Below are 26,052 nucleotides of genomic sequence, written 5' to 3'. Positions count from 1 at the left end.
CTCAGTGCACCCCGGGGATGGTGAACGTGAACGCAGCGCCGCGGCCTGGTTCGCTGTCAACCCATATGCGGCCGCCGTGGGCCTCTACAATTCCCTTGGCTATGGCAAGCCCCAAGCCTGAGCCGCCGGTCGAGCGGTCCCGAGCCTCGTCTGTCCGGTAGAACCTGTCGAACACGTGGGGGATGTCCTTCTCCGCTATCCCCGCGCCGGTGTCGCGAACGGACACGGCAACGCCGCCGTCGTCGTGCCGACGGACCGAGACCGCCACAAGGCCTCCGTCTGGCGTGTGGCGCATGGCGTTGGCAAGCAGGTTCACGAGCACCTGGGCTATCCGGTCGGGGTCAGCTTGAACTGGCGGAGTGTCGGGCTCGACGGTTGTCTGCAGCCGGATGTGGCGCGACTCGGCTTCCGGGCCGAAGACGGCCGTCACTCGCGAGGCAACTTCGCCGATCCGCGTGGGCACGAGATGGAGTGGGAAGCCTCCCGACTGCATGCGTCCCAGGTTAAGGAGGTCCTCCACGATGCGGGAGAGCCGGATCACCTCATCGTGGAGGGACACGAGCATCTCGTGGGTCGGCTGGGCTATGCCGTCTTGCAGGGACTCAAGATTCCCTCGCAGGACCGCAAGCGGGGTACGGAGCTCGTGAGCTATGTCCGCCATGAGCTTCTGGCGGGCGTCTTCGCTTTCCATCAGGCTCTCTTGCATAAGATTGAACGCGCGGGCCACGTCCCCGATCTCGCCGTCGGACTCAGGCTCGACCTTCATGCTGAAATCGCGGCGGGCAATGCGGCGCGCGGCGCGTCCAAGCTCGACGAGGGGTGCGGATATCTGCCGCGAGAATGTCGACGCGAGGGCAGCGCCGAGGAGCGCCGCGAGCACAGCTCCGAGCATGGTGGAGACCGTCACACGACGCAGGAATTCCGCCTCCAGCGTCACGAGCCCCTTCTGGAAGGGCGTCTCGAGCGCCACAATGCCTACCTGCTCGCCGTCTACGACCACGGGAAGCGAGAATCTGGCGGAGCTTTCCTCGAGGAACGTGCCGACTGCCGTTCCCTCTGAGTCAGCTACGACCCTGCCGGTTTCGTCGGCAAGGATCACCCGTTCGCCTCTGGCCCCAGCCGGGAGGATGTTGGCCCACGGCCTGCCCAGTCCCCTGCCGCGTGCTTGGCCGGGCGGTGCCGTCGCCGCCGGGGGCACCAAGACGCCCACGCCCGACCAAGAACCCTGCTGGGCGTAATATGCGGCGAAAAGGTCGCGCCATTGTTCTGCGCGGGCTTCCGTGGCACCACGCACGTACCAATCGAACACGGAGCGCGTTGCAGTGTTGGCCACGACCGCCGTGAGAAGCGCTCCACACACTGCCACTATCGCGAACGCTATGGAGATCTTTCGCCCGATGGTCATCGACCGTTATCCTCTTTTCCCGGCCACATTCTCTCCTCTGCGCCCTCCAATGGCTCACAACCTGTGTGATGGGCCATGTGCACTCGGGCCTGACCAGGCGCAGCGGCTCGCGGCTTTCGGGGCTCAAGGTCGGGACTGGTCCCTGGAATCGGCGAGCTTATAGCCAAGGCCGTACACTGTTACAAGCCGTTTGGGATTCGATGGGTCCTCTTCGATCTTCTTGCGCAGGTTGCTCACGTGCGTGTCGATTGACCGTTCGTACCCGGCATAGGCTTCCCCGAGGGCGGCGTTCACGAGCTGAAGGCGGCTTGCGACCTTGCCCGGTCGCTCCGCTAGGAAGCTCAGGATCGCGAACTCCGTCGGCGTAAGGGTCACTGCACGCCCTGCAACGGAGACCTCGTGGCGATCAGTGTCCACGATTATGTCGCCTACTTCAAGAACAGGGCTTCCCTCGTCTTCGGCGTCCTTGCCGGCCCTTCTGAGGACCGCCCGCACTCTCGCGGCAAGCTCCCGCAGGCTGAACGGCTTTGTGACGTAGTCGTCCGCTCCGAGCTCGAGCCCCACGACACGGTCGACTTCCTCTGATTTCGCCGTGAGCATGATGATTGGCACGTCGCTCTCGGACCTGATTTCGCGGCAGACGTCGAGCCCGCTTTTTCCGGGAAGCATGAGGTCGAGGACAATGAGGTCGGGACGGGTTCTGCGAAAAACGTCGAGGCCCGCCAGTCCATCGGCCGCCCAGTCGACCCGGTATCCCTGCGCCTCCAGGTAGTCCTTGACCATATTGCCTATGGCGGCTTCGTCGTCTATCACAAGGATCCGTGGCTTATCCAAAGCCATTCCACCTCCGCGACGCTGGGTCTTGACGCGCCATCCGCGCGCCGGCCGCGCCCACTCGCGGCATCGCCGGGACGGCCGGCCCATGCCGGGGCCGGCCACTCACGGGACAGGGCGCCGCCTCCGGGGCGAAGCTGTCTCCGTTATCGCCAGGAGTTCGCGCTGCTTTGCGGCGCGGGACCCTGCCTATATGGCATGGCGCCATACCTGGACCAAACTAATTGTGCCCGATCGCGGTGAAAGTTGCAAGGGAAGGCCAGATGGCCTTCCCTTGCGATGAGGTGAGCCCTTAGGAGATCATGCCGCGTGCTTGCGGTCTCAGGCTCCGGTGTTCTGACTGCCAGCCTGGGTCCCATCCTGGTTCTGCTTTTGCTGCCAGACCGGACAACCCGACCGTCCGCGGCCGAGGCCGAAGCCCATCCCGAGGCCGGATGACCTAGTTCCCTGCGTTGTTCCCTGCATCGCGCCCTGATGGCGGCCGACGCGCGCCCCGGCACGCGCACCTGCGGACTGCTGCCGCCCGTGCGGCCCTGCCGTGCCCGCTGCAGGACCGCGGCCTGCGCGGATGCCGTCTCCCTGGGGGCCGACCGCTGTCCGGGTTATCGCGGCTTTGTGGTTGGCTTCCACGTTCGCGAGGACCCTGTCAGCCTGGGCTTGAGTCATATTGCCGCTAGCCACGAGGCTCTCAACGGACGACTTGACCTCGGCCACGAGGGCTGCTAGAAGATCGGCTTCACTCGTGCCCTTCTCCTGCGCGATCTCGGCGAAGGACTTGCCTGCCTGTCGCTGTGCGATGACGTCTTCGACGCTCATCTTCAGGATATTTGCGACCCTCGTCACGAGGGGGCCGGACCACCCCATTCTCTGACGGCCTCCAAATTGCGGGTTCACTGGTGTGGACGGCGCTATGCCGTTCACCGCCGGCTGCTCTGTGGATGTCGCGGCCTCCTGTGCAAAGGCCGCGCCTGCGACCCCGGTCAACGCCATCGCGATGGCGAGCGCGCCTGCAATGACCGCGTTGTGTATTCTTGATCTGAGCATTATCCGGCACCTCCTTTCAAGTCCATTGTAGCTTGTTCGTTTGAAGAACCTGCCAACCATCTGTCAAGATTCTCTTAAGAATCGGGCCTGCAGGACAATCGGGGGACGCGTCAAATACAATAGAGCCGAGGCCGGACGGGAAAGGACGTGTGAGTCTGCGATGGCAGGAATAGAGCGCGAGGGGGACGGCTCGAGGCCCGTCACGGAAGTAGAAGTACCCGACCACGTGTTTCGAGAGTACGATATCCGTGGCGTCGTGGGACGCGACCTCTCGAGCGCATTCGTATATTGGCTGGGACGCGCGCTAGGAACGTTCTACCGGCGCCACGGGGTCAGGTCGGTCTCGCTTGGCCGTGACGCCCGGTTGAGTTCGCCCGCTTTCAGGGACGAGATGTCGGCCGGCCTGATGGAGAGCGGCATGGATGTGATAGACATCGGCCTTGTGCCGACGCCCGTCCTGTACTTCTCCCTTTTCAACCTCGATGTGGGCGGGGGCGTCATGATAACGGGGAGCCACAATCCGCCTGACGAGAACGGGTTCAAGGTTTGCCTGGGCAAGACGACCATATACGGCGAGGCCATCCAGGACGTGAGGAGAATCATGGTCGCCCGCGACTTTGCGATAGGCAACGGAACCTGCCGGTTCGTGTCGGTCAACGAGGCATACGTCCGGGCCGTCTCCGGAGGGATCGTGCGCGAGGGCGGCGCGAGGCGCAGTGTAAAGGCCGTGGTCGACGCTGGAAACGGGACGGGGAACACCGTGGCGCTTGACGTCTACAGATCCCTCGGCCACGAGGTGGTCGGGCTTTACTCGGAGCCTGATGGCAGGTTTCCCAACCATCATCCCGATCCTACGATCCCTGCGAACCTCGAGGCGCTTGCAAGCGAGGTGAAAAGGAGCGGGTCCGAGGTGGGCATCGCCTTCGACGGCGACGCCGACAGAATCGGCGTGGTCGCTTCAGACGGCACCATCCTGTGGGGCGATCAGCTCCTCATCCTGTTCGCCAGAGACATCCTCGCGAGGCATCCCGGGGCGAAGATCATAGGTGAGGTGAAGTGCTCGGAGGCGCTTTTCGAGGAGATTAGGAAGGCGGGGGGCGTCCCGATCATGTGGAAGGTCGGTCACTCGCTCATAAAGGCGAAGCTCAAGGAGGACGGGGCGCTTCTGGCGGGCGAGATGAGCGGACATCTCTTCTTCGCTGACAAGTACTACGGGTTCGACGACGCGGTGTACGCCGGGGCACGGCTCCTCGACCTCTTGTCGCGGTCGCGCGGCGGTCTCGACGAGCTGGTCAGGACCTTGCCAAGGATGTATAACACGCCCGAGATCCGCGTGGACTGCCCCGAAGGGTGTAAGCGTGCTGTTGTCGAGCATGTGGCGACCGAGTTCAGCCGCACTTGCGAGGTAAACCGAGTCGATGGGGCGCGAATCCGGTTTGCGCACGGGTGGGCACTTGTGAGGGCGTCCAACACCCAGCCCGTCATCGTCCTAAGGTTCGAGGCGACGAGTCCCGAGGAGCTGGAAGGCATGAAGGAGGCCGTGCTTCGCGAGGTGCGGGCCGCCATGCGCGGGTGCGTCACCTCACTATCTTGAAGAGCCAGAAGACGGTGTTCTTGTCCCATCCGAGGTCCCACGGGACGTGGTAGCGGTCCGCGGTATGCGTGTTGACAAGGGGATATCCCGAAGGATCTCTGGCCGTGATGACGGCGAAGTGCTGGATCTCGCCTTTCTCTTCGTAGGCGATGATGTCGCCAGGCTCGAGCAAGGCCAGTGCCCCCCTCGGGAAGCGCGCGGTGGGGGCCTGGACCTCGCGGAACGAGCCTCGGGCAAGGAGGCGCGCCATGCCGCTTTCGGTGAGGTGGGCGGCGAGAGCATCGGTCTCCACCCAGGCCTTGCTGCCGCCTCTTGAGGACGCGTAGTCATAGTACCACACCGAGTCGTGTGGGATCCCGCCAGCCTTGCTGTCGCCGAGCACCTGTGACACGAAGTTTGTGCAGTCTCCGCCCATGTCGGTGTAATCGAGGTACAGAGGATTGTACCCGGACTCAGCGCCCGGCGAGACCTTTACCCCGCAGTACCTGTCCGCGTACGCAACGGCTCGCTTACGGTTGTACGCCCCTGTCCCCGAGACCCGGCGCTGCGACGGCGCGGCTGCAGCTGCCTCGTACCCCTGGCTTTCCAGGGCGCCCTGGGGCGGATACACGAATTCCACGGAGTCTGCCGGTTCGAGCGAGGCCGCGGGGGCGACTTCCGGGACGAGGGTATCCTCGCCGAGAGGGTCAGTGTACTCGTCGGAGCGCACGAGCCAAGCGCCCGCCTTGCGGACGAGCGTGACATTGTGGCGCGTCCTGATCCCGAATACGTTGTCGGCCACTGCCGGACGGGAAGACGGCCTGTAGCGGACGTTGAGGCTCTGCCACACCACGGCGTTCGCTGTGTCGCGACCGAGCGCTACTGATTTGACCTGGAGATGGGCATCAGCCGCTGTGATCGCGACGCCGCGCTTCGACGCCCACGCCTGAACATACCGGAGCTTCCGAGCTTCGTGCTGAAGGGCCTTGCGGGCGCTCGCGGCGCCGCCGGTTTCGTAGTATCGCTCGATGAGCGAGAGGTCTCCCCGGACAAGGGCCGCCGCGCGTGCATCGAAGATATCCTCGAGCGCTGATACGACGGCTCTTGCTGCGGGGGTTCGAGGCGGGACGGCCTGGCCGGGCCATGCGCCGGAGCCGAGCCGAGCGAGCCCGGCGCCAGCCACGGCGGCCACGACGAGCAATGCTGCAATGAAGGCCCGTGTTCTTGCGCCCCTGGGCTTTTTCGGGTCACGTCTGTCTGGGGTGGCTTTCACTTTCTATCTCCGTCCTCTCGCATGCCGCTTGGCTCCTGTCTTGGCTCCTATATAGTCTCACCCGCGGGAAGTAGAATGATGATAGGCGGAAACGAGCACGCTTGGGGCGCGGGCGCCCGCCGACTTGGTGGCTAACATCTGTTGCGTCAGGCTGCAACAGGTGTTACAATACCGTTGAAGCGTTCGATGCTGGGACGCAAGTACATTGATACCTCGAGAGGCACTAAGAGGTTGATGAGGCACGCCACGAGCTGGTAGGTGGTCGCGCTGTGTCGCAGACGGGCTTTGATGCACGGGCCCGGTGGGGGCGGCTGCCGGAGGTCGGTCCCGAACCCGGAGAAGTGTCTAGAGAGCCGCGGGACCTCGGGTGCGAGATTGGTGCGCAACCCGGGCTTGCGGCCTCCCAAGGAGCTGCATCCGCCCATGGTGCCGAGGCCGCCGGGGCTGAGGAAGACCGGGCCGAGGCGAGGGCGGGGAGGACGGGGTGGCTTGTCCTGGTGTACCGCCCGCCGGTGGAGCCTTCCACTGCGAGGGTCAGGGCGTGGCGCCGGGTTCGCGAGCTGGGCGGCCTATACATTCAACAGGCGGTGGCCGTCTTCCCGGCGAGGTCCGAGACTGAGCGCGCGGTGCTGCGCCTGTCGAGAGAGATGAGGGAGACGGGCGTCGAGTCATTCGTGTTCCGCGCGGAGACAGGGTCCTACGAGGAGGCCGAGCTCGTCGCGAGGTTCCGCGCCCAGAGCGACCAGGAATACCGCGAGATCCTCGAGCAGTGTACGGGCCTTTTGGGCGAGCTTGACACGGAAACCAGGAAAGGAAAGTTCACATTTGCCGAGATCGAGGAGAACGAGGGCGATCTGGCCTATATAGAACGATGGGTGGAGAGGGCCCTGGGCCGCGACTTCTTCGGGGGCACGCTCCAAGACGAGGTGCTTCGGAAAATCGCCGAGTGCAGGGCCCGCATGGAGGAGTTCGAGCAAGAGGTCTTCCGCCGCCATACCGGCGAGCAGTGAGCCTTCAGGGGAGATGTGTGGCGTGTTCAATGTGATCATCCTTGGCTTGGTGAGTCTGCTCACGGACATCAGCACTGAAATGGTCTACCCTCTCCTGCCCCTTTTCCTTACAACACGGCTGGGCGCGACGCCTGCCGTGGTCGGGCTCATCGAGGGCATAGCGGAAAGCTTGGCGAGCTTGTTGAAGGTCTTCTCGGGATATCTCGCCGACCTTTTCGGGCGGAAGAAGCCCCTCGCGATCTTGGGATACGGCTCGTCCACCGCGGGGAAGGTCGTCCTGTATGTCGCGCGTTCGTGGCCAGCGGTGCTGGTTGCCAGGGTCATTGACAGGCTCGGCAAGGGCATTCGCACAGCGCCGCGCGATGCCCTGATCGCTGACTCGTCTACTCCCGAGACGCGGGGACGGGCATACGGATTGCACAGGGCCCTGGACACCCTGGGGGCGGCGGCAGGGGTGCTGCTTGCGTACTATTTCGTTGTGGCGTACAAGGGGGATTACGCTCGCGTATTCCTGTGGGCCATGGTGCCTGCCTTCATGGGGGTGGCGGTCCTCTTCCTCGCGCGTGAGACCAGAGTGGACGCGGATGAGACGGCAGCGTCCGCCGAGGACTCCTGCACCGGTAGCAGCGCAGCCAGAGCCGACGGTCGCACGAGAGGCGAAGGCGGGACCGAATGTCGCCCGGTCCCCGCGGCCAGGCGACGGAAGTCGCTGCCTTTCCAGTGGTCGAAGCTGGATCGCCGCCTGCGCGGATTCCTCATCGTGGTGTTCCTCTTTGCCCTCGGCAACTCATCCAACCAATTCCTCATCCTTCGTGCGGGCGACCTCGGCTTTGGTCCCGAGAAGGTGCTCCTCGTGTATTTCCTCTACAATGTGGTCTATTCGGTGTTGTCCTACCCGGCCGGGCACCTTTCGGACAGAGTGGGCCGGAAGACGCTTCTTGTCGCGGGCTACGCCATGTACGGCCTCGTGTATCTGGGCTTCGCGTTTGCGAGGGCGCCGTGGCACGTGTGGGCGCTCTTCTCCGTTTACGGCGCGTACATCGCGCTTACTGAAGGGATTGAGAAGGCGCTTGTGGCGGACATCGCTCCGGTGCAGCTGAGGGCCACCACCATCGGCCTTCACGCGACCTTGGTCGGGGTGGGCCTCCTCCCGGCCTCGCTCCTCGCAGGATTCCTCTGGAACCTCTTCGGCCCTCAAGCGACGTTCCTCTTCGGTGGCATGATGGGCCTGCTCGCTGCCGTCGGCATCTGGGTTGTCGTCTAGGTGCGGCGTCATGGGTTTTCACCTCGTCTCTTGACCGCGAGCGCGCCGTCCCCTTTTTTCTCTGTCTCTTCTTCGCCCTTGACAGCGCGGCGACCGTCATATACACTGAGAGTAGTGTTTCGTAAACGAACCACGTAATCTCAATCAGGAATACTAGAGAACTGCAGAATCGCCGGAGGTATGGAACGCGGTGGACCCCCTCACGGCTCTAACATCCCTTGGGTTTACTGAATACGAGGCCAAAACCTACCTCGCCCTCCTGCGGTCGAACCCAGCGACCGGGTACCAGATCAGCAAAGAAGCAGGCATCCCGCGGTCGATGGTGTACGAGGCGCTGGGCAGGCTCGTCAACAGAGGCGCGGTGCTCACGCTGCAGCAGGGCGACACCACACGGTATGCACCCGTTCCCGTGAACGCCCTTCTGGACAACATGCGCCACAAGTACGAGGACGCCATCGACGTCGCGCACGAGACCCTCGCCCACTACGAGACGCTGGTCCCACTCGACCAGGCATGGAACATCGAGGGGCGAGACGCAATCCTGAGCAAGGCGAGGGACATGATAGGTGGTGCGAGGGAAGAGCTCCTGCTCGCAGCGAGCGACCGGACGCTCGTGGATGTGATGCCGCAGCTCCAGGAGGCGCACGAGAGGGGTGTGCGCGTCCGCGTGCTCGTTTCGGGCGATGCCGAGCTCGGGTTCGGACAGGTCGTCAGGCACCCACAGGCGGAGAGCGTTTTCCAGCAACTAGGCCAGAGCATAGTGGTTGTGGCCGATGGCGCCCAGGCCCTGGTCGGCGGCACGGGTGCGGAGGATACGGCGGTCTGGACAGGCAATAGGCACCTGGTGTTCATCGCGAGGCAGTACATCTGGCAGGAGATGTTCACGCAGCGTGCATCAGAGAGGCTCGGCAGGGACCTTTGGGCTGTGTTGACCCCAGAGGAGCGCAAGGCGATCTTCGGTGAGTGACGCGCCCGACTATCTTGGGAGGAGCGATGACCATGGCGACGCAGACTCTTGAGGCTTACTTCGGCCCGTTTCAGGGGCTTTCCGATGGCGAGGTGGAGGAGCGGCTTCGCAAGTACGGGCCGAATGCCTTGCCATCGCGTAAGGGCCCGTCGCGGCTCGCCATCTTTCTGTCGCAGTTCACGAGCCCACTCGTATACGTGATCCTTGGAGCTGGGCTCGTGTCCTTGCTGTTGAAGGAATACAACGACTTTCTGATCATCATGGCAGTGGTGATCTTTGATGCCGTGCTTGGGTTCGTTCAGGAATACCAGGCCAGGCAAACGTATGAAAGCCTCCGCAAGCTCGTAAAACCCACTGCAACCGTGGTGAGGGCGGGAGAGCGCCGAGAGGTGGAGGTCCGCGAGATCGTCCCAGGGGACATAGTCATCCTCACTGCGGGTGACAGGGTGCCTGCAGACGGCGCCGTGCTCGAGAGCGTGAAGATGTCTGTGAACGAGGCCATCCTGACCGGCGAAAGCGAGCCCGTCTTCAAGGCGGAGGAGCCGGGCCGAAACCAGGTGTACATGGGCACTACGGTGCTCTCGGGCCGGGGCATCATGGAGGTCACCCGCACGGGCAAGGACACAGAACTGGGTAGGATCGCCACGAGCCTTTCCGAGAGCGAGGAACGCGAGACTCCGCTGCAGGTCAGGCTGGCTGCATTCAGCCGCACGCTCACGCGGCTCGTCATCGGCGTCACCGTGGCGCTCTTCCTCATCGGCGTTGCCACGGGCAAACCTGTCTTGGAAATGGTGCGCGTGGCCATCATCCTGGCCATCGCAGCCATTCCCGAAGGGCTTCTCATCGCCGTGACGGTCATCCTCGTCATCGGCATGCGCCGGATTCTGAAGCGCAACGGCCTTGTGAAAAAGCTTCTTGCCGTTGAGACTCTCGGTTCGGTCACGACGATATGCACTGACAAGACGGGAACACTCACCAAGGGCGTGATGTCGGTTACTCGCACGGAGTTCGACATGCCTGAGCGTGCCGTGCAGGCCCTGGTATTGTGCAACAACCTAGAGGATTCGCTCGAGGTTGCTCTGTGGGAGTTCGCGCGCGAGAACGGCATCAAAGATCCGGAAGCCTTCGCAAGGCAGGCGGAGCGCGTCGACGAGGAGCCCTTCTCGAGCGAGACCAAGTACATGCGTGTGGTGAGCCTGGTCGAAGGGAAGCGCGTGGTCTTCGTGAAGGGGGCGCCAGAGGTCGTGGCGGCTATGTGCGACCTTTCGGACGCGCGCAAGGAGGAGATCGCCCGGGTGGTGGAGTCATGGGCCGACCAAGGTCTCAAGGTGCTCGGCATCGCCGTCAAGGAGGACGACGAGGAAGACGAGGCTCGGGAGACCGCGGACGCGGGATGCAGGGGATACGCCTGGGCCGGGCTCGTGGGTATCGAGGACCCGATCCGGGATGAGGTGGTGGAGGCCGTCAAGACTTGCCGCGATGCCGGCATCAAGGTCAAGATCGTTACCGGCGACTACGAGCGCACGGCCCTCCACGTCGCGAGGCGGCTGGGCCTGGACGTCCCTCCCGGCGGGGTCGTGGACGGGAAAGCCCTCGACGCCATGAGCGCGAGCGACCTCGCCTCGCGCGTGCGGGACATCGTGGTCTTCGCGCGCATATCGCCGCACCAAAAGCTCAGGATAGTGTCGGCTCTGCAGGACGCTGGCGAGGTCGTCGCCATGGTGGGTGACGGCGTGAACGATGCCCCGGCGTTGAAGAAGTCCGACATCGGAGTAGTCGTAGGCGGGGCGACCGACGTGGCGAAAGAGACGGCCGACCTGGTCCTGCTTGACAGCAACTTCAAGACCATCGTGGCCGCGGTCGAAGAGGGTCGCGTGGTGTTCGACAACATCAAGAAGGTCGTGTCGTATACGCTATCCAACTCGTTTGCGGAGATACTGCTCATCTTCGGCGCGATGATCATGCGATGGGCTGCGCCTCTCGTGGTTGCTCAGATCCTCTGGATACACCTGATCTGTGACGGCCCCGTGGATATAGTGCTCGGGTTCGAGCCCGCGGAGAAGGGCATCATGCGCGAGAAGCCCAAGCCGCTTTCCGAGCCGATCCTCGGCAGGCTCGGCATCGGTCTCATAGCCGCCATAAGCATAACAGCCGCGGTGGGGTGTCTCGCCATGTTCGGTCACTACTGGCTGGTCCATCACGACCTCACGCTCGCGCGCACCCTGTCCTTTGCGACGCTCGCGATCATATCGCTCGTGTACGTATTCGCGTACCGGAGCATGCGGAGGAGCATCTTCCACACAGGTCACCTTCTCGCAAACAGGCCGCTTCTCGTCTCGGTGGCCGGCGGCTTTGCGTTGGCCATCGGCGCGGTGGCCGTGCCGGCGGTGCGCAGGGTTCTTGGGGTCGTGCCGCTTTCAGCGGGGGAATGGCTCATGGTGTTCGGCCTGGCTATAGCGCTGCTCGTCATCGTGGAAATAGGGAAGTTCATCGCGCTCGCGTCCGGGAGCGCAACGCCCGCGGCCGAGCGCGGCGACTAAGCATGGACGCACGCGGAGACGCCGCGCCGTGGTGTGAAACGGGCCCGCGTGCGCGCGGGCCCGTTCGTTCGAGTTTTATCCCAAAGATCCCCGGGACGCCCGGCGGTGTGCGGGGTCACCGCCCCTCGGAAGAGGCCGCTACCTGCTTCGACGCGGCGACCGGAACGTAGAGTCGTGCGTAATACTCCTCGAGCATTCGGTGGGAGGAGAACCTCTCGGTTGTAGAGGCTATGCTTGCCTTCATCATCTCAACCCACTTCGCCCGATTCTCATAGTACGTCGGCAGGACCTCCCCGAGCAGCACCCTGTAGAGGGCATCGAGGTCATGGTCATCCTGCCCAGGACCTTCGTATCCATCGCCGAACTGCCAGCCGTTGCGCCCGTGGTCGCACGCCTCCGGCCACCACCCGTCCAGGACGCTCAGGTTGAGGACGCCGTTCATGGCGGCCTTCATCCCGGAGGTGCCGCTCGCCTCGAGCGGCCTCGCGGGGTTGTTGAGCCACACGTCGCACCCGCGGGTGAGGAGGCGCCCCACCTTCATGTCGTAGTCCGGCACGAACACCACGCTCTCCGGGTATCGCTTCGCCATGCGCACGAGGTTCGCGACGATATCCTTGCCCACGTCATCAAGGGGGTGACCTTTACCGGAGAACACAAGCTGTAGCCTGCCGCTCCTGAGGTAGGGGTCGATCACCTCCGGCCGCCGGAATATGAGGTCGCTGCGCTTATACGGCGCCGCACGCCTCGCAAATCCCACTAGGATGTTCTCCTGCTTCAAGGAGACGCCGGATCTCGCCTTGATCTCCTCCAGCAACGCGGCCTTCGCGCGTTGGTGAACCGCCCACAGGTCTCCGCCCGATTCGAACGCCTCGCGGACCGCCTCATCCTGCCACGTGCCGGGATGGACCCCGTTTGTCACAGCCACGATGGGCGATCTCTCCGCGACGTCCTGCCACATCCTGTTAGCGGTCTCGCAGTGCAGCTCGGCTACAGCGTTTGAGATGCGCGAGAGCCGCAACCCCGCCACGGTCATGTTGAAGGGGTCCCCCCCGATCCTCGCCATCTGCTCTTTTGATAGCCCGTTGTAAGCCCCCATGTAGCGCAGGAGCTCGTGCCCGTGGGATTCGTTGCCCTCCCTCACGGGCGTGTGAGTCGTGAAGACCACCTCCCGCCGCGTCGCGGCGAGCGCCTGGTCGAAGCTCATCCCGCGGGACATCTTCTCACGGATGAGCTCGATACCTGCGAAGACGGGGTGTCCGTCGTTGAAGTGGTACACGTCCACGTCTATGCCAAGAGCCCGGAGGGCCCTAACCCCGCCTATTCCAAGGACCATCTCTTGAGCGACGCGCTCCTCGCCGAACCAGCCGTAGAGCTGGCCTGTTATCCATCTGTCCTCGTTCTCGGGGACGTTCGTGTCGAGGAGGTACAGCGGCGCGTTCCCGTACCTGTCCACGAGCCAGATCTTGCAGACAACGTCACGGCCGCGTATCTTGACCGTCACGCGCTTGCGCGTGTCCTTGAGGAACTCGTAGGAATAGCAGGGATACGCGTCAAACGGCCTCCCGTCCTCGCCTATCATTTGCTTTGTGTACCCTTGCCGCCAGAGTATTCCGACCCCCACTACCGGAAGGCTGAGATCGCACGCTGACTTCAGGTAGTCGCCCGCGAGTATCCCGAGCCCTCCAGCATAGATCCTGAGCTCCTCGTGGAGGCCGAATTCCATGCAGAAGTACGCCACCCTCGGTGGCTGCGTGGCGCTATCTCTGTACATACCTCTCCCCCTAGCGCAGCCAGCGCCATTGCCTCCGAGTTGCGCCGTCCACGTCCGAGCCCCGCGCGCTGCGCCGCGCAGCTCCACGTGACGGGGCGCCGCAGCTCCGGTGCCCTGCGCGTTATTAGTGAAGCCTCCGAAGAGCGCGGCAACACGCCGCCCCTTCCTCCCACGTGCCCGATTATAACTCAAGAACCCAGCCAGGGCAACTGAGCCGCATGGACCAGCGATTCAACCAAGTCCTGGGCACACGCAGGTCACGCCGCCCATGATGCCACCCGGCCGAGCCGCCGGGCCCCCAAGCCGCCGGGCCGAAAACGGTAGCAGGGACGGTGCGTGCATGATAAAATGATAAGTGCGAGACAGCCCGGTGTTACGGTGTTACTCGGGCTCGCCCACATGGCGGCTCTGTGAGCTGCCGATGACATCCCGGTGTATCACTATGAGGACGAGTGAGAGCTGATGCCCGCAAACCTCACACCGCAGTATCTCGAGGCCGAGCAGGCTTTCAAGGAAGCGAAGACCATCCCCGAGAAGATCGCCGCGCTCGAGGAGATGCTCGCCGTCATCCCGAAGCACAAAGGCACCGAGAAACTGCAGGCCGACATCAAGCGGCGCCTGGCAAAGCTGCGGGATGAAAGCGAGAGAAAGGCGAAGACCGGCCGCCAGGATCCGTTCCTTGTAGAGAGGCATGGCGCGGGCCAGGTCGCCCTCGTCGGTTTCCCCAACTCAGGCAAGTCGGCCCTGGTGGGTGCCCTGACGAGGGCGAAGGTGACGGTGGCCGATTATCCGTTCTCCACCGTTCTTCCCGTGGCAGGCATGATGGAATTCGAAGACATCTGGATACAGCTCGTGGACATGCCGCCAGTAACCTCCGGAGAGATGCCGCCGGGGATGGCGGGCGCCCTTCGCAACGCTGATGCACTGCTCATAGTGGCGGACGCTTCATCAGATGACTGCCTCGACCAGCTTGAAGACGTATTGAGCCTGCTTGGCGAAAAGAGGATCCTGCGCGATGCGACGGAGCTTGAGGCAGGCGCGAGAGGACACACCCTGGAGGACTGCATGGTAGTGGCCACCAAGACGGACTTGCCCCGCGCGCAGGATAACTTGGCGATCATCAGGGAGTACCTGCCGCCGGGCCTGGAGATGGTGCCGGCGTCGGTCAGGTCCGCGGAGAGCCTCGAAGGCCTCCGACGCAGGGTATTCGAGCTACTGGGGATCATCAGGATCTACACGAAGGTGCCGGGCCAGCCGCCGGACATGGGCCAGCCCTTCGTCTTGAAAAAGGGGAGCACCGTGTTGGACATGGCCGCGGCGGTTCACCGTGACTTTCCGTCCAGGCTGAAGAGCGCGAGGATATGGGGTTCAGCGAGGTTCGATGGGCAGTCCGTCCCGCGGGACTACGTTCTTCACGACCGGGATGTAGTTGAATTGCACGTGTGAGGTGGCGAGGCGCGGTGGACGCTGCGGAGGTCGAGGCGAGGCTCGCTGCTATTGCAGCAACGGCGGGCGGCGGTGTCTTCGGCGTAGCGGCGAGAAGCCTGCACGGCCCTCAGGAAGTGCTCCTGAATCCGGACGAACCCTTCAACGCCGCGAGCGTCATCAAGATCGCGATCATGGTGGAGGTCTTCAGGCAGGCCGAGGAAGGGCTTCTCGATCTCGAGACCCGCGTCAGGCTCCGAGACACCGACAAGGTCGGCGGGTCGGGCATCCTCCGGGTGCTTTCGCCCGGCGTGGAGCTTCCTATCATAGACCTGGTGCGCCTCATGATCGTGGTGAGCGACAACACGGCCTCGAACATTCTCCTAGATATCGTTGGGATGGAGCGCGTGAACGAGACCATGCGCTCCCTAGGGTTCACCGAGATCGTCCTTCGGCGCAAGTTCATGATGGTGCCGGTCGCGAGGCCCATCCCCAACACCATAACCCCGAGGGACATGACGGGTCTTTTGGAGAAGATCGCTCGCTGCCAGGTGGTTTCAGCCTGGGCGTGCGGAGAGATGGTCCGCATCATGAAGGAGCAGCAGCACAACGACCTCATTCCCGCGCTGCTGCCCGTGCCCAGGGACGAGGATCAGCTGCTCGCGGGGGAGATGCCGCGCGTCGAGATTGCCCACAAGACCGGGTCGGTGTCTGGGGTGCGGCACGACGCGGGGATAGTCTATGTCCCGGGGCGCGACTACGTGCTCACAATCCTGAGCAAGGACCTTTCCAGCCCGCGAGACGGTGAAGAGGCCATCCGGAGGATATCCCTGGAGCTGTACAGGTATTTCGCTGGCGTTTGAGCTGATCGAACGGAGGCGATCCCATGGATCTCAAAGATTTCCTCAGCGTTCCGAGGCTCGAGACGGCGAGGCGCGTGCTGTGCGTCCAGCCGCACCCGGACGACAATGAGATCGCGGCGGGTGGCACTATCGCCTGGCTCGCCGACCTCGGCGTCGACGTCGTATACCTCACGGTCACGGACGGGTGCGTGGGCACGCAGGACGCAAGCATAACGCCGGAGGAGCTTGCGGCGACCCGCAGGGCCGAGGCCGAGCGATCCGCCCGGCACCTGGGAGTGTCGGACCTTCTATGGCTCGGGTACCACGACGGCGACGTCCCGGAAGAGCGCGAGCTTACCGCGGCCATCATGGGCGTGGTGCGGACGGTGAAGCCCGATATCGTGCTGGCGCCCGACCCCTGGCTTCCCTATGAGGGCCATAGGGACCACCGTCTCACGGGGCTCGCGGTGGCAGGCGCCTGCATACTCTCGGGCTTTCCCCACGCGAGATCGGAACCGCACGCGCCGCCCCACGGTGTCTCGGCAGTCGCTTTCTACTGCACAACGAGGGCAAACACCTGGATCAATGTGGACAAGACGTGGCACAGGAAGATTGAGGCCATAAAGATGCATGCCAGCCAAGTCTCTCAAAGCTGGACCACGCTCTTCATGTACGTGGACATGAAGGCACGAGAGGTCGCAAAAGGGCGTGGGTGCGCGAGGGCCGAGGCCTTCAAAGTGATTCCCACCATCCTCTTGCACTTCAACGTGGACACGGAGGGGTACTGATGGCACCGGCACAGGGCGCGTCGAGGCGGAGTTCGGACGGTCTTAAGCTGGCGATCATCGGCGGGGGCTCGAGCTACACGCCCGAACTCATAGACGGAATCATTCGAAGGGCGAATGAGCTCCCGGTGAGGCATATCGCCCTGGTGGACATCGCTGAAGGCGCCAGCAAACTGCAAGTCATCGCCAGCCTCGCCAGGCGCATGATCGGGCGGGCTGGCCTCGACATTGAGGTGAGTGCGGGTTTTGATAGGACGGCCGCGCTCTCGGGCGCCGACTTCGTGATAACGCAGTTCCGCGTGGGCGGGCTTGCCGCCCGCGCCCAGGACGAGCGGATCCCGCTCAAATACGGCATCATCGGGCAGGAGACAACCGGGCCAGGCGGGTTCGCGAGCGCGCTTCGAACGATCCCAGTCGCTCTCGACATCGCCCGGGATGTGGAGCGCGTTGCGCCGGGCGCGTACCTCATCAATTTCACGAACCCCTCCGGCATCGTCACGGAGGCCCTGACCCGGTACTCGGGCGTGCGGTGCATCGGGCTGTGTAACGTCCCCATCAGTATGCAAAGGATGATCGCGGCAGCGCTGGGTGCGGACCCTCTCCGCGTAAAGGTGGAGTTCGTGGGCCTCAACCACTTGAGCTGGGCGCGCAAGGTAACTGTAGACGGGGTAGACGTCACGCGTGATCTTCTTTCCCATGAACTCGTGAGGCGCGAGTTCGATCTACCGAGCGCTGTGGGCGCCACGGGCGCTGCGGATGCCGCGGACGCAGCGCACGCCACGAACGAAGCGGAAGCCGGGGGCGTCAGCCGCGACGGCGGGCTTCTTCGCTCCGACAAAGCCGAGGAAGAGGGCGACGGCTCGGTCGCAAGCGGTCTGGGCCTTCTCCGCGCGCTTGGCATGATTCCCTCGTACTATCTTAGGTACTACTATTTTCACCGGGCGCTCGTGGAGGAGGAGACGAGGCGAGTCGAGGAAGGGCGCGGCACCCGTGCGGATGAGGTCATGGCCATCGAGGAAAGGCTCTTCAAACGCTACGCTGACCCAAGCCTCTCTGAGAAGCCCGTTGAGCTTTCCGAAAGAGGAGGAGCGTGGTATTCCGAGGCTGCCCTCGCGTGCATCTCCGCCATTTTCAATGACAAGGACGAGGTTCACGTGTTGAACGTTCCGGCAAAGGGCGCGGTGCCCGATCTTCCGGCCGACGCTGTGGTCGAGATGAACTGCGTGGTCAACGCGTCGGGCGCGCATCCAGTGGCCCAGGGGCCGCTGCCTGAGTCCATCCGCGGGCTCGTTCAGCACGTGAAGGCATACGAGCGGCTGACCGTGGAGGCAGCAGTAAAGGCCGACCGCGACATCGCGTACCTCGCGCTCCTCTCGCACCCGCTTGTGCCTGGGGCAGACACGGCGCGGGCCCTCCTTGAGGACATTCTGAGGGCTAACGCCGAGTACCTGCCGGGCTTTGCCGTAAGCCCACGAAGCACGTGAACCGCGTGAAACGCAGGAACGAAGGCCGTGGCAAGGCAGCCGTCGGACGGCAGGAGAGCCTGGGTCCGTTACGGACGGGAGGCGTTATCCGCCGGAACCTGTGCGCGTGCCGGGCCTTCCAATGAGATGGCCAACCAGACCACGGTAAACGTGCGTTGGCTTCCGAGGAAGTGCTTGAGCCGAATTGTGAACGTGCCGTTGTACGGCTTGCGGACCATCGCCGAGAGATGTGCGGGCGCCTCGGCGGGAAGACCGCCGCCTGATTCGGGGCGGCTGTCGATTGACTCGTAGTAGTCGAACCCGCGGAGATCGAGGCCTAGAACCACGGCCACCGGGACGTTCCCGAGGCCGTGGTTCACTGTCGTCTGAACGGTCTCGCGCGACGGCGCGGTTATTGTCACCGACCCGCAGGCGATGCGGGGCGGGACTTCGCCCCAAGCCTCCCCGAACGCCTGGTTGGGGAGGAAGCGGTCGTGGTGCCGCATGGCGATGAGCGCCGCCAGGCTGAGACAAACCACAATGCAGCCCGCGACCACGACCAGGAGGCCGCACGTGAACGTTCGCGGCGATCGCGCCCGAAGGGCCATCCGCCCGTTCCTCTCGTCAGCTACAGTCCATCGAGGGCTGGATACTCAACGCGTGCCAAGAATATAACTATGCTCCTCGGGTGCGCCGTATGGGCGGAAGCGCCGGAGCGTCGGCGGGTCAAAGCATTAGGCCACCGAAGGGGCATTTCCGTGCCCCCACGTGGTGCCCCCGCTCAGTGCTGTTGCTCCGGCTGTTTCGGCTGGGGCTGTTGACCCTGCTGCATCGCCTGCTGGTACACTTTGTACTGAGGCTCCTGAGCCTCGATGTAGTTGACGCGGGACTTCAGGGGGTTTATCACCTGATTCTGCAGGGTTTCGGAGAGCTGCGCATACAGCTTCTGCGCGTTTTGGTCCTGCGTATCCAGGGCAAAGCTTCGAAAGTCCGCGGCTACGCTTTCCAGCTGGGCAAGACATTGATGAACCTTCTGACCTACGGTCACCGCTATCACCTCTACACTGATATGCGGGCGGCTCGATTGCCCGGCAAGGGCTTCCGCCAGCGTGCCTCGAGCCGGCCGCGCCGGTTGGGTTTCGCGCGGCCCTCGGGTGAGCCGTCCATGCCATCATGACATAGCATGGCTGTTTACGCAAAGGGCGATTCAGGCCCGCGCCCGAAATGCGTGCGTCATTGCAAGGGATTTGCCGACAAACGTGGAATACTTCCGCCGGAGGTGGGCAGAGTGAAAGATGCTGTGAGGATGGTTGCCGATCTCATGTGTCTCGCTGCTAGGACCGCGCCGAAGGCCGCGGGCAAGGATTTCATCGTCACTGCGGTAGTGGAGGGGGATGCACTCAGTCGTCTCGCACAGGCGATGGTTGATTACGGCAGGGAGTCGGGCAAGAAGAACTTCGACCGCGACGGCGCCAACGTGGCGGCGAGCGACGCGTGCGTGCTCATCGGCCTGAAGGGTGCGCAGACCGCCGGGCTGAACTGTGGGGCGTGCGGAAATGCGACGTGCGCAGGGCTCGCGCGGCCTCACGAAGGGCCCGAGTTTGCCGGCCCGTTCTGCGCATGGAGGCTGATGGACCTCGGTATCGCCATGGGTTCGGCGGTCAAGACGGCGTCCATTCATAACGTGGACAATAGAATAATGTACCGGGTGGGAGTCGCGGCGAAGCGGATGGGCCTCATCGACGCGGACGTGGCCGTGGGCATACCGCTATCCGCCACAGGAAAGAGCATCTACTTCGATCGCGGCTGAAAGGTCGCAGTGTGAAAACCCCTGGCATCCATGCATCATCCCCGTTGGAGCAAGGAACGCTAAAACGTGACCATTCGGCCGCGCCGGATGTCTGCACGCGTCGCGGAGCCTGTGCGGATATGGTGGCTGGCGGCCGCGCCCGCGGCGCGTGCTGTCACGCAGGTGAGCGGCAGGTCCAGGCGTGGCGCACGTTCCCTGCACAGGAGGAGGCGTACGATGCCAGAGCTGAGACGGGATCCCGCTTCCCGCTCGTGGGTGATCATTGCTACCGAGCGGAGCCGGCGTCCTTCGGATTTCCGGGTTCCTCGAGACGAGCGAAAGAGCGGGGTATGCCCCTTTTGTTATGGCAACGAACACATGACTCCCCCGGAAGTCCTGGCGCTCGGGAGAGATGCCGACTGCCCGAACGACAAGGGGTGGTCGGTGCGGGTGGTTCCCAACAAGTTCCCCGCGCTTACCCTCGATTCCCCGGATGCCGGAGGCCGAGCCGCTTCCGAGCGAGGAAGCGGTGACGGGCCGCACGATCCCGGCGAGCTGTTTCAGCGCTTGCCAGCGATCGGGGTTCACGAGGTCCTCATCGAATCGCCGAACCACGACTCAACCTTCGGCACGCATTCCCAAAGCCAGATGGAAGACATCCTCGAGGCCTTGGTCGCGAGGGCCAGGGCCCTTTCGCGTGACCGTAGACTGAGCTACCTCCAGATCTTCAAGAACTGGGGAAGGGTTGCTGGTGCATCCCTTGAGCACACTCACTGTCAGCTCATCGCCACGCCCATTGTTCCAGCGGTTATCGAGGAAGAACTCGCCACTGCTCGGGAGCACTACGATAGAACCGGGGAGTGCCTGTACTGCGCCATTGTCAAAGCCGAGGCGGCGGAGGGCGTCCGGGTGGTGGAGCGATCCGACCGATTCCTGGTCTTTTGCCCTTATGCTGCGAGGTTCCCATTTGAAACGTGGATCGTGCCCCTAGCGCACAGCGCTAGGTTCGAGGACATCGAGGTGGCGGAGCTCGCGGACCTGGCGAGGACGTTGCGCTGCACCATAAGAAGGTTCGAGCTTGGATTCGAGACCTTTCCTTACAATCTCATATGGCACACCAGCCCATGGACGGGTGATTTCGGAGCATACTATCACTGGCACCTTGAGCTCGTTCCGCGCCTGGCGACCCTGGCGGGCTTCGAGCTCGGCACGGGATACTACATAAATCCCACGGCCCCCGAGGATGCCGCCATGTCGCTTCGGGAATGCGACCTTGAAAACGCGGGCGCGGGTGCGCGCGCGACGGAGACTACGGCTGCGCGCCCTGAGGATGAGACCCGGGGAACGGCTTTGCGGGGCGTGGAGGAAGGGGCACTGGAGAAGTGACGGTACAAGAGCTTGACGAAACCTACAGGATTCTCGTGGCCTCACCTGAGGTTGCGCCGTTCGCCAAGACGGGAGGGCTCGCAGACGTCGCGGGCTCGCTCCCGAAGGCTCTCGCCGCGATGGGCAACGACGTGCGCGTGGTGATGCCCAGGTACAGAGGGATCACAGACGTCAGAACGATAGGCGACTTCCCGGTCTGGGTAGGGTGGCGTAAGGTCACGGCCATCCTGCGCCAGGGGGTGATAAAAGCTCGTCTCAACGGCGCTGAGAAGCTGGTTCCGGTGTACTTCGTCGACAACTATCACTACTTCGACAGAGATAACATGTACATGTACTTCGACGAGGCGGAGAGGTTCGCGTTCTTCTCAAGGGCGATCCTCGAGATGATCCGGTACCTCGGATGGGCTCCTCACATCATTCACTGCAACGACTGGCAGACAGGGCCAGTGCCGCTCCTCCTTCGTGAGCAGTACTCCCGCGACCCGCTCTACCAGGGAATAGCGACTGTGTTCACGATCCACAACCTTCAGTACCAGGGGAACTACCCTCGGGAGACACTCCACCTCCTGGGCCTCGGCGAGGAGTATTTCACGCCCGATCGCATCGAATTCTACGGCGACGTGAGCTTCATGAAGGCAGGCATCCTATACGCGGACGTGGTCAACACTGTGAGCAAGACCTATGCCAAGGAGATCCAGACGCCGGAGTACGGGGAGCGCATGGACGGTGTCCTGCGCACGCGTTCTAAGGATCTGCACGGCATCATGAACGGGCTCAATTACCACGAGTTCAACCCTGAGACGGATGCCCGCATTTACAGGAACTACGGCCTGGGGAACATCGAGGACAAAAAGGAAAACAAGTTCGCGCTCCAGCGCGACATGAACCTGGCCTCCTCCGGCGCACCGTTGCTCGGGGTAGTCTCTCGCCTCGTGGATCAGAAAGGGCTCGACCTCATCGCGGACGCCATGGATGAAATGATGGCGATGGACCTCCAATTCGTTCTGCTTGGCACGGGGGATCCGTACTACGAGAATCTCTTTCGCTCGCTCAGAAAGAGATATCCCGACAGGGTGGCCGTGGAGATCGGCTTCAACGTGGTCCTCGCGCAACGCATCTACGCCGGATGCGACATGTTCCTCATGCCGTCCAGGTTCGAGCCCGGTGGGCTCGGCCAGCTCATCGCCATGCGCTACGGCACGGTTCCGATAGTCCGCAGCACGGGCGGGCTTGCCGACACGGTTACGAACTACGAACCTGAGCTTCAGGTAGGCAACGGGTTTACGTTCGCCGAGTACTCGCCGGAGGCTCTCATCGATGCGATCAGGCGGGCGATGGACGTGTACAAGGACAAGCGCAGGTGGAGCGCGTTAGTTGAAAACGTCATGCGCCACGACTTTTCCTGGAACAAGTCAGCTGCCGAGTACATGGGGCTTTACGGGATAGCCAGGAACAAGCTGGAAGAGGTCCCTGTGCCCGCGTGAGCGCCCCGGGGCGGAAAGGCGCCTTGGTGTCCGACGACGAGGGAGTCGGCGCGGTCCCTCTGATGCCCGCCGTGAAACGGGATGCCGCGCCGGGAGCGTGCGAAAGTGGTCGACTCTTTCTCTGATTATTACTGGGACTTCAAGGGCACGGTCTGGCGTGACCGCATTGACGTGCGGGATTTCATTCTGAGCAACTATCGCCCCTACGAGGGTGATGGCTCATTCCTCGTGGGCCCGACGCGCCGGACCAAGGCGCTTTGGGAGAAATGCCTCGCCCTTCTCGCTGAGGAGAGGAGGCGCGGCGGGGTGTACGCGATCAACGCCAAGACCGTCGCGGGGATAACGAGCCACCCGCCGGGCTACATCGACCGCGACCTCGAGATCATCGTTGGTCTCCAAACAGACGAGCCTCTAAAGAGGGCGATAAATCCCTGGGGCGGCATCCGCATGGTTGAGATGGCGTGCAGGGAATACGGCGTAGACCTGGAGCCCAGGGTGTGTGAGACGTTCCACAAGTACCGGAGGACCCACAACGAGGGGGTCTTCGCCGTGTACACCGACGAGATGCGCGCTCTCAGGCGGTGCGGCGTCATCACGGGCCTGCCCGACGCGTATGGACGCGGGCGAATCATCGGCGACTACCGAAGGATCCCTCTCTACGGCGTGGATCGCCTGATCCAGGAGAAGCGAAGCGACCTTTCCAGTCCGGAGCTCACCACGATCACCGTGGACACCATCAGGCTGCGCGAGGAGGTTCACGACCAGATCCTTGCCCTTGAAGAACTGAAGGAGATGGCCCGTTCATACGGCTATGACATCTCACGGCCCGCGCGTTCCGCCCGAGAAGCGTTCCAATGGCTCTACTTCGGTTACCTCGGCGCTATAAAGCAGCAGAATGGCGCCGCGATGTCTCTCGGGAGGACCAGCACGTTCCTGGACATCTACCTGGAGCGTGACTTGCGCCGGGGGGCCATCACGGAAGAAGAGGCCCAGGAGCTCGTGGACGACTTCGTGATCAAGCTGCGTATGGCGAGGCAGCTTCGCACGCGAGCTTACGACGAGCTCTTCGCCGGCGACCCTCTGTGGGTCACGGAATCCATCGGCGGGATGGCCCTGGACGGCCGGCCGCTCGTTACGAAGACGAGCTTCCGGGTGCTGCAAACCCTCTACAACCTCGGCCCTGCGCCCGAGCCCAACCTCACGGTCCTGTGGTCGAGGGACCTCCCCAGGCCTTTTAGGGAATTCGCGTGCAGGGTATCTTGCGACACGAGCTCCATCCAGTACGAGAACGACGATATCATGCGACCGATTTTCGGAGATGACTACGCCATCGCCTGCTGTGTCTCGGCGATGAGGGTTGGAAAAGAGATGCAGTTCTTTGGGGCCAGGTCCAACCTGCCGAAAGCGCTCCTCCTCACGTTGAACGGAGGCTTGGACGAGATCTCCGGAGCCAAGGTGGCGCCTGAGTTCTACCGGGCAGGGGAGGGACCTCTGGAATTCGAGCCTGTGTGGGACGCGTTCACGAGGATGCTGGGGTGGCTCGCCGGCAAGTACGTGGACACGATGAACGTCATCCATTACATGCACGACAAGTACGCCTACGAGAGCCTTGAGATGGCCCTCCATGACACGCACGTGGGGAGGTTCATGGCTTTCGGAATAGCGGGCCTCTCCGTGCTCGCGGACTCGCTTTCGGCGATCAAGTACGCGAAGGTCACCCCACGGTTCGACTCGCGGGGCATAGCCACGGAGTTCGATGTGGAGGGTGACTTCCCAAAATTCGGCAACAACGACGACAGGGTGGATTCTCTCGCCCGCGACTCCGTGGTGCTGTTCCATGAGAAGCTCAAGGAGCACCCCGCGTACAGAGACGCGAGGCACACTCTTTCGATCCTCACGATCACGAGCAATGTGGTGTACGGAAAGATGACCGGGTCCACGCCGGACGGAAGGAAGCGGGGAGAGCCCTTCGCGCCGGGCGCAAACCCCATGCACGGCCGCGACACCCACGGTGCGGTCGCGTCGCTCGCGTCCGTGGCCAAGATCCCTTACGAGCACGCTATGGACGGCATCTCGTACACGTTCTCGATCACACCGAAGGCCCTCGGAAAGACTCCGGGGGAGGCTGTATCGAACCTTGCCGGCCTCATAGACGGGTACTTCGCCAAGGGCGGGCATCACATGAACGTGAACGTATTCCGGCGCGAGACCCTGCTCGATGCCATGGAGCATCCGGAGAAGTATCCGCAGCTGACCATCAGGGTGTCCGGGTACGCTGTGAACTTCGTGAGGCTCACGCGTGAACAGCAGGAGGAGGTCCTGGCGAGGACGATCTTCGAGAGATGACCGAGAAATGACCGACCACCCTAGGCAGACACGCGACGACACGAGTGCAGTCAAGGGGTACATCCACTCGATCGAGACCATGGGCACCGTGGACGACGGCGGGATAAGGTTCGTGCTCTTCATGCAAGGGTGCGCCATGAGGTGCGTGTTCTGCCACAACCCAGACACTTGGCTGCGCTTGGGTCGGGAGGTGAGCGTGGATGAGGTCATGAAAGAGATCCTCGATTACAAGCCCTTCTTCGAGGCGTCGGGCGGAGGCGTGACCGTCTCCGGAGGAGAGCCGCTCCTGCAGCACAGGTTCGTGAGGGCCCTTTTCGAAGCGTGCGGTCGGCATGGTCTCCACCGAGCGCTGGACACCGCGGGGTACTGCAAACACGGGGACTTCGAATCCGTTCTCGGTTGCACCGACCTGCTCCTCTTCTCCATCAAGGTCGTGGACGAGGAGAAACACGTGAGGCTTACAGGTGTGACGAACCACGTGATCCTCGCGAACCTGCGGCTTGCTGCCAAGCGCGGGATGGAGATCGTGGTGAGGTACGTTCTCATACCTGCCATTAACGACTCTGACGATGACCTTCACGATGTCGCGGCGCTCGTGGCATCGCTAGAGGGCGGCACGGTGAGGGCGGACATCCTCCCTTATGACCGGATGGGCGTGGCCAAATGGAGACAGCTCGGCCTCGACTGCGCCCTTGAGGGCGTGCCTGAGCCTACGCCAGATGACATCGCGAGAGCCCGCCGTATTTTCCACCAACACGGCGTCCCCCTGAGAACCGACTGACCAAAGAATTTCCACGGTGTTGAGAAGGACAATTGCATAATTCGTCGAATAGGCTAAGTCATAATCATGA

21 protein-coding genes are annotated in these 26,052 nt (G+C 63.2%); 14 read left to right on the top strand and 7 right to left on the bottom strand.

Annotated elements, in window-relative coordinates:
- Window position 1 precedes the first annotated feature (1 nt).
- From GX515_05460 to GX515_05450, 3 genes are all read right to left on the bottom strand, one after another.
- Window positions 2-1,405, bottom strand: a complete 1,404-nt coding sequence (locus tag GX515_05460; GenBank protein ID HHY32465.1) for a HAMP domain-containing histidine kinase — start codon at window positions 1,403-1,405, stop codon at window positions 2-4.
- A gap of 123 nt (window positions 1,406-1,528) precedes the next feature.
- A complete protein-coding gene (locus tag GX515_05455; GenBank protein ID HHY32464.1) occupies window positions 1,529-2,245 on the bottom strand; it encodes a response regulator transcription factor in 717 nt (238 codons plus the stop codon).
- Between the two features lie 315 nt (window positions 2,246-2,560).
- The gene (locus GX515_05450; protein HHY32463.1) at window positions 2,561-3,283 is read right to left on the bottom strand and encodes a hypothetical protein; all 723 of its coding nucleotides are present in this window, start codon (window positions 3,281-3,283) and stop codon (window positions 2,561-2,563) included.
- 160 nt (window positions 3,284-3,443) lie between these two features.
- Here GX515_05450 and GX515_05445 point away from each other — a divergent pair, with 160 nt between their 5' ends.
- Complete coding sequence (locus GX515_05445; GenBank protein ID HHY32462.1) at window positions 3,444-4,877, top strand: phosphomannomutase/phosphoglucomutase; 1,434 nt, start codon at window positions 3,444-3,446, stop codon at window positions 4,875-4,877.
- Here GX515_05445 and GX515_05440 read toward each other — a convergent pair.
- Window positions 4,861-6,129, bottom strand: a complete 1,269-nt coding sequence (locus GX515_05440; GenBank protein ID HHY32461.1) for an amidase domain-containing protein — start codon at window positions 6,127-6,129, stop codon at window positions 4,861-4,863. The two genes, GX515_05445 and GX515_05440, sit on opposite strands and share 17 nt — an antisense overlap.
- A gap of 269 nt (window positions 6,130-6,398) precedes the next feature.
- On the opposite strand from GX515_05440, the gene GX515_05435 reads away from it, so the two are divergent.
- The 4 genes from GX515_05435 to GX515_05420 all read left to right on the top strand — a co-directional run bounded on the left by GX515_05435 (window position 6,399) and on the right by GX515_05420 (window position 11,910).
- A complete protein-coding gene (locus GX515_05435) occupies window positions 6,399-7,139 on the top strand; it encodes a hypothetical protein (GenBank protein ID HHY32460.1) in 741 nt (246 codons plus the stop codon).
- A 22-nt stretch (window positions 7,140-7,161) separates the two neighbouring features.
- Complete coding sequence (locus GX515_05430; protein ID HHY32459.1) at window positions 7,162-8,403, top strand: MFS transporter; 1,242 nt, start codon at window positions 7,162-7,164, stop codon at window positions 8,401-8,403.
- A 190-nt stretch (window positions 8,404-8,593) separates the two neighbouring features.
- Window positions 8,594-9,370 carry a TrmB family transcriptional regulator gene (locus GX515_05425; GenBank protein HHY32458.1) on the top strand — a complete coding sequence of 259 codons (777 nt, stop codon included), beginning with the start codon at window positions 8,594-8,596 and terminating at the stop codon, window positions 9,368-9,370.
- Between the two features lie 32 nt (window positions 9,371-9,402).
- On the top strand, window positions 9,403-11,910 hold the full coding sequence (locus GX515_05420) for an HAD-IC family P-type ATPase (protein HHY32457.1): 2,508 nt from the start codon (window positions 9,403-9,405) through the stop codon (window positions 11,908-11,910).
- 115 nt (window positions 11,911-12,025) lie between these two features.
- Here GX515_05420 and glgP read toward each other — a convergent pair whose 3' ends face one another.
- Complete coding sequence (gene glgP, locus GX515_05415) at window positions 12,026-13,681, bottom strand: alpha-glucan family phosphorylase (protein HHY32456.1); 1,656 nt, start codon at window positions 13,679-13,681, stop codon at window positions 12,026-12,028.
- 462 nt (window positions 13,682-14,143) lie between these two features.
- Here glgP and GX515_05410 point away from each other — a divergent pair, with 462 nt between their 5' ends.
- The 4 genes from GX515_05410 to GX515_05395 are packed head-to-tail and all read left to right on the top strand — an operon-like array spanning window position 14,144 to window position 18,217.
- Entirely contained in the window at window positions 14,144-15,127 is a 984-nt protein-coding gene (locus GX515_05410) for a TGS domain-containing protein (protein HHY32455.1), read from the top strand.
- Window positions 15,128-15,141: 14 nt separating this feature from the next.
- Window positions 15,142-15,969 (top strand): serine hydrolase, encoded by an 828-nt coding sequence (locus tag GX515_05405; protein ID HHY32454.1) that lies wholly within the window; start codon window positions 15,142-15,144, stop codon window positions 15,967-15,969.
- Between the two features lie 23 nt (window positions 15,970-15,992).
- Window positions 15,993-16,736, top strand: coding sequence for a PIG-L family deacetylase (locus GX515_05400; GenBank protein ID HHY32453.1), 744 nt, complete (start codon window positions 15,993-15,995; stop codon window positions 16,734-16,736).
- Window positions 16,736-18,217, top strand: coding sequence for a 6-phospho-beta-glucosidase (locus GX515_05395; GenBank protein HHY32452.1), 1,482 nt, complete (start codon window positions 16,736-16,738; stop codon window positions 18,215-18,217). Before GX515_05400 ends, GX515_05395 begins: the two co-directional genes overlap by 1 nt.
- Before the next feature lie 68 nt (window positions 18,218-18,285).
- On the opposite strand, the gene GX515_05390 is transcribed toward GX515_05395, so the two are convergent.
- The gene (locus tag GX515_05390) at window positions 18,286-18,804 is read right to left on the bottom strand and encodes a hypothetical protein (protein HHY32451.1); all 519 of its coding nucleotides are present in this window, start codon (window positions 18,802-18,804) and stop codon (window positions 18,286-18,288) included.
- Window positions 18,805-18,977: 173 nt separating this feature from the next.
- Window positions 18,978-19,244: a DUF1657 domain-containing protein gene (locus GX515_05385; protein HHY32450.1), complete on the bottom strand. Its 267-nt coding sequence runs from the start codon at window positions 19,242-19,244 to the stop codon at window positions 18,978-18,980.
- A gap of 258 nt (window positions 19,245-19,502) precedes the next feature.
- On the opposite strand from GX515_05385, the gene GX515_05380 reads away from it, so the two are divergent.
- The 5 genes from GX515_05380 (at window position 19,503) to pflA (ending at window position 25,982) form a co-directional block, all read left to right on the top strand.
- Window positions 19,503-20,006: a hypothetical protein gene (locus GX515_05380; GenBank protein HHY32449.1), complete on the top strand. Its 504-nt coding sequence runs from the start codon at window positions 19,503-19,505 to the stop codon at window positions 20,004-20,006.
- A 216-nt stretch (window positions 20,007-20,222) separates the two neighbouring features.
- Window positions 20,223-21,371 carry a galactose-1-phosphate uridylyltransferase gene (gene galT, locus GX515_05375; GenBank protein ID HHY32448.1) on the top strand — a complete coding sequence of 383 codons (1,149 nt, stop codon included), beginning with the start codon at window positions 20,223-20,225 and terminating at the stop codon, window positions 21,369-21,371.
- The gene (gene glgA, locus GX515_05370) at window positions 21,368-22,855 is read left to right on the top strand and encodes a glycogen synthase GlgA (GenBank protein ID HHY32447.1); all 1,488 of its coding nucleotides are present in this window, start codon (window positions 21,368-21,370) and stop codon (window positions 22,853-22,855) included. Before galT ends, glgA begins: the two co-directional genes overlap by 4 nt.
- An 81-nt stretch (window positions 22,856-22,936) precedes the next feature.
- Window positions 22,937-25,201 carry a formate C-acetyltransferase gene (gene pflB / locus GX515_05365; GenBank protein HHY32446.1) on the top strand — a complete coding sequence of 755 codons (2,265 nt, stop codon included), beginning with the start codon at window positions 22,937-22,939 and terminating at the stop codon, window positions 25,199-25,201.
- A gap of 7 nt (window positions 25,202-25,208) precedes the next feature.
- A complete protein-coding gene (gene pflA / locus GX515_05360) occupies window positions 25,209-25,982 on the top strand; it encodes a pyruvate formate lyase-activating protein (protein HHY32445.1) in 774 nt (257 codons plus the stop codon).
- Window positions 25,983-26,052 lie beyond the last annotated feature (70 nt).

The sequence above is a fragment of the Bacillota bacterium genome, from assembly GCA_012842395.1.
In the GTDB taxonomy this organism is placed as follows: Bacteria; Bacillota; SHA-98; order UBA4971; family UBA4971; genus UBA6256.
Note: the sequence above shows the minus strand (reverse complement) of the source record. Positions and strands in the feature narration are given on the sequence as shown.

Bases quoted from the DNA above. Each gene is read 5' to 3' on its own strand.
- GX515_05460 (HHY32465.1), bottom strand. From the start codon at position 1,405: ATGACCATCGGGCGAAAGATCTCCATAGCGTTCGCGATAGTGGCAGTG.
- GX515_05455 (HHY32464.1), bottom strand. From the start codon at position 2,245: ATGGCTTTGGATAAGCCACGGATCCTTGTGATAGACGACGAAGCCGCC.
- GX515_05450 (HHY32463.1), bottom strand. From the start codon at position 3,283: ATGCTCAGATCAAGAATACACAACGCGGTCATTGCAGGCGCGCTCGCC.
- GX515_05445 (HHY32462.1), top strand. From the start codon at position 3,444: ATGGCAGGAATAGAGCGCGAGGGGGACGGCTCGAGGCCCGTCACGGAA.
- GX515_05420 (HHY32457.1), top strand. From the start codon at position 9,403: ATGGCGACGCAGACTCTTGAGGCTTACTTCGGCCCGTTTCAGGGGCTT.
- glgP (HHY32456.1), bottom strand. From the start codon at position 13,681: ATGTACAGAGATAGCGCCACGCAGCCACCGAGGGTGGCGTACTTCTGC.
- GX515_05410 (HHY32455.1), top strand. From the start codon at position 14,144: ATGCCCGCAAACCTCACACCGCAGTATCTCGAGGCCGAGCAGGCTTTC.
- GX515_05400 (HHY32453.1), top strand. From the start codon at position 15,993: ATGGATCTCAAAGATTTCCTCAGCGTTCCGAGGCTCGAGACGGCGAGG.
- GX515_05395 (HHY32452.1), top strand. From the start codon at position 16,736: ATGGCACCGGCACAGGGCGCGTCGAGGCGGAGTTCGGACGGTCTTAAG.
- GX515_05390 (HHY32451.1), bottom strand. From the start codon at position 18,804: ATGGCCCTTCGGGCGCGATCGCCGCGAACGTTCACGTGCGGCCTCCTG.
- GX515_05380 (HHY32449.1), top strand. From the start codon at position 19,503: ATGGTTGCCGATCTCATGTGTCTCGCTGCTAGGACCGCGCCGAAGGCC.
- galT (HHY32448.1), top strand. From the start codon at position 20,223: ATGCCAGAGCTGAGACGGGATCCCGCTTCCCGCTCGTGGGTGATCATT.
- pflB (HHY32446.1), top strand. From the start codon at position 22,937: ATGCCGCGCCGGGAGCGTGCGAAAGTGGTCGACTCTTTCTCTGATTAT.
- pflA (HHY32445.1), top strand. From the start codon at position 25,209: ATGACCGACCACCCTAGGCAGACACGCGACGACACGAGTGCAGTCAAG.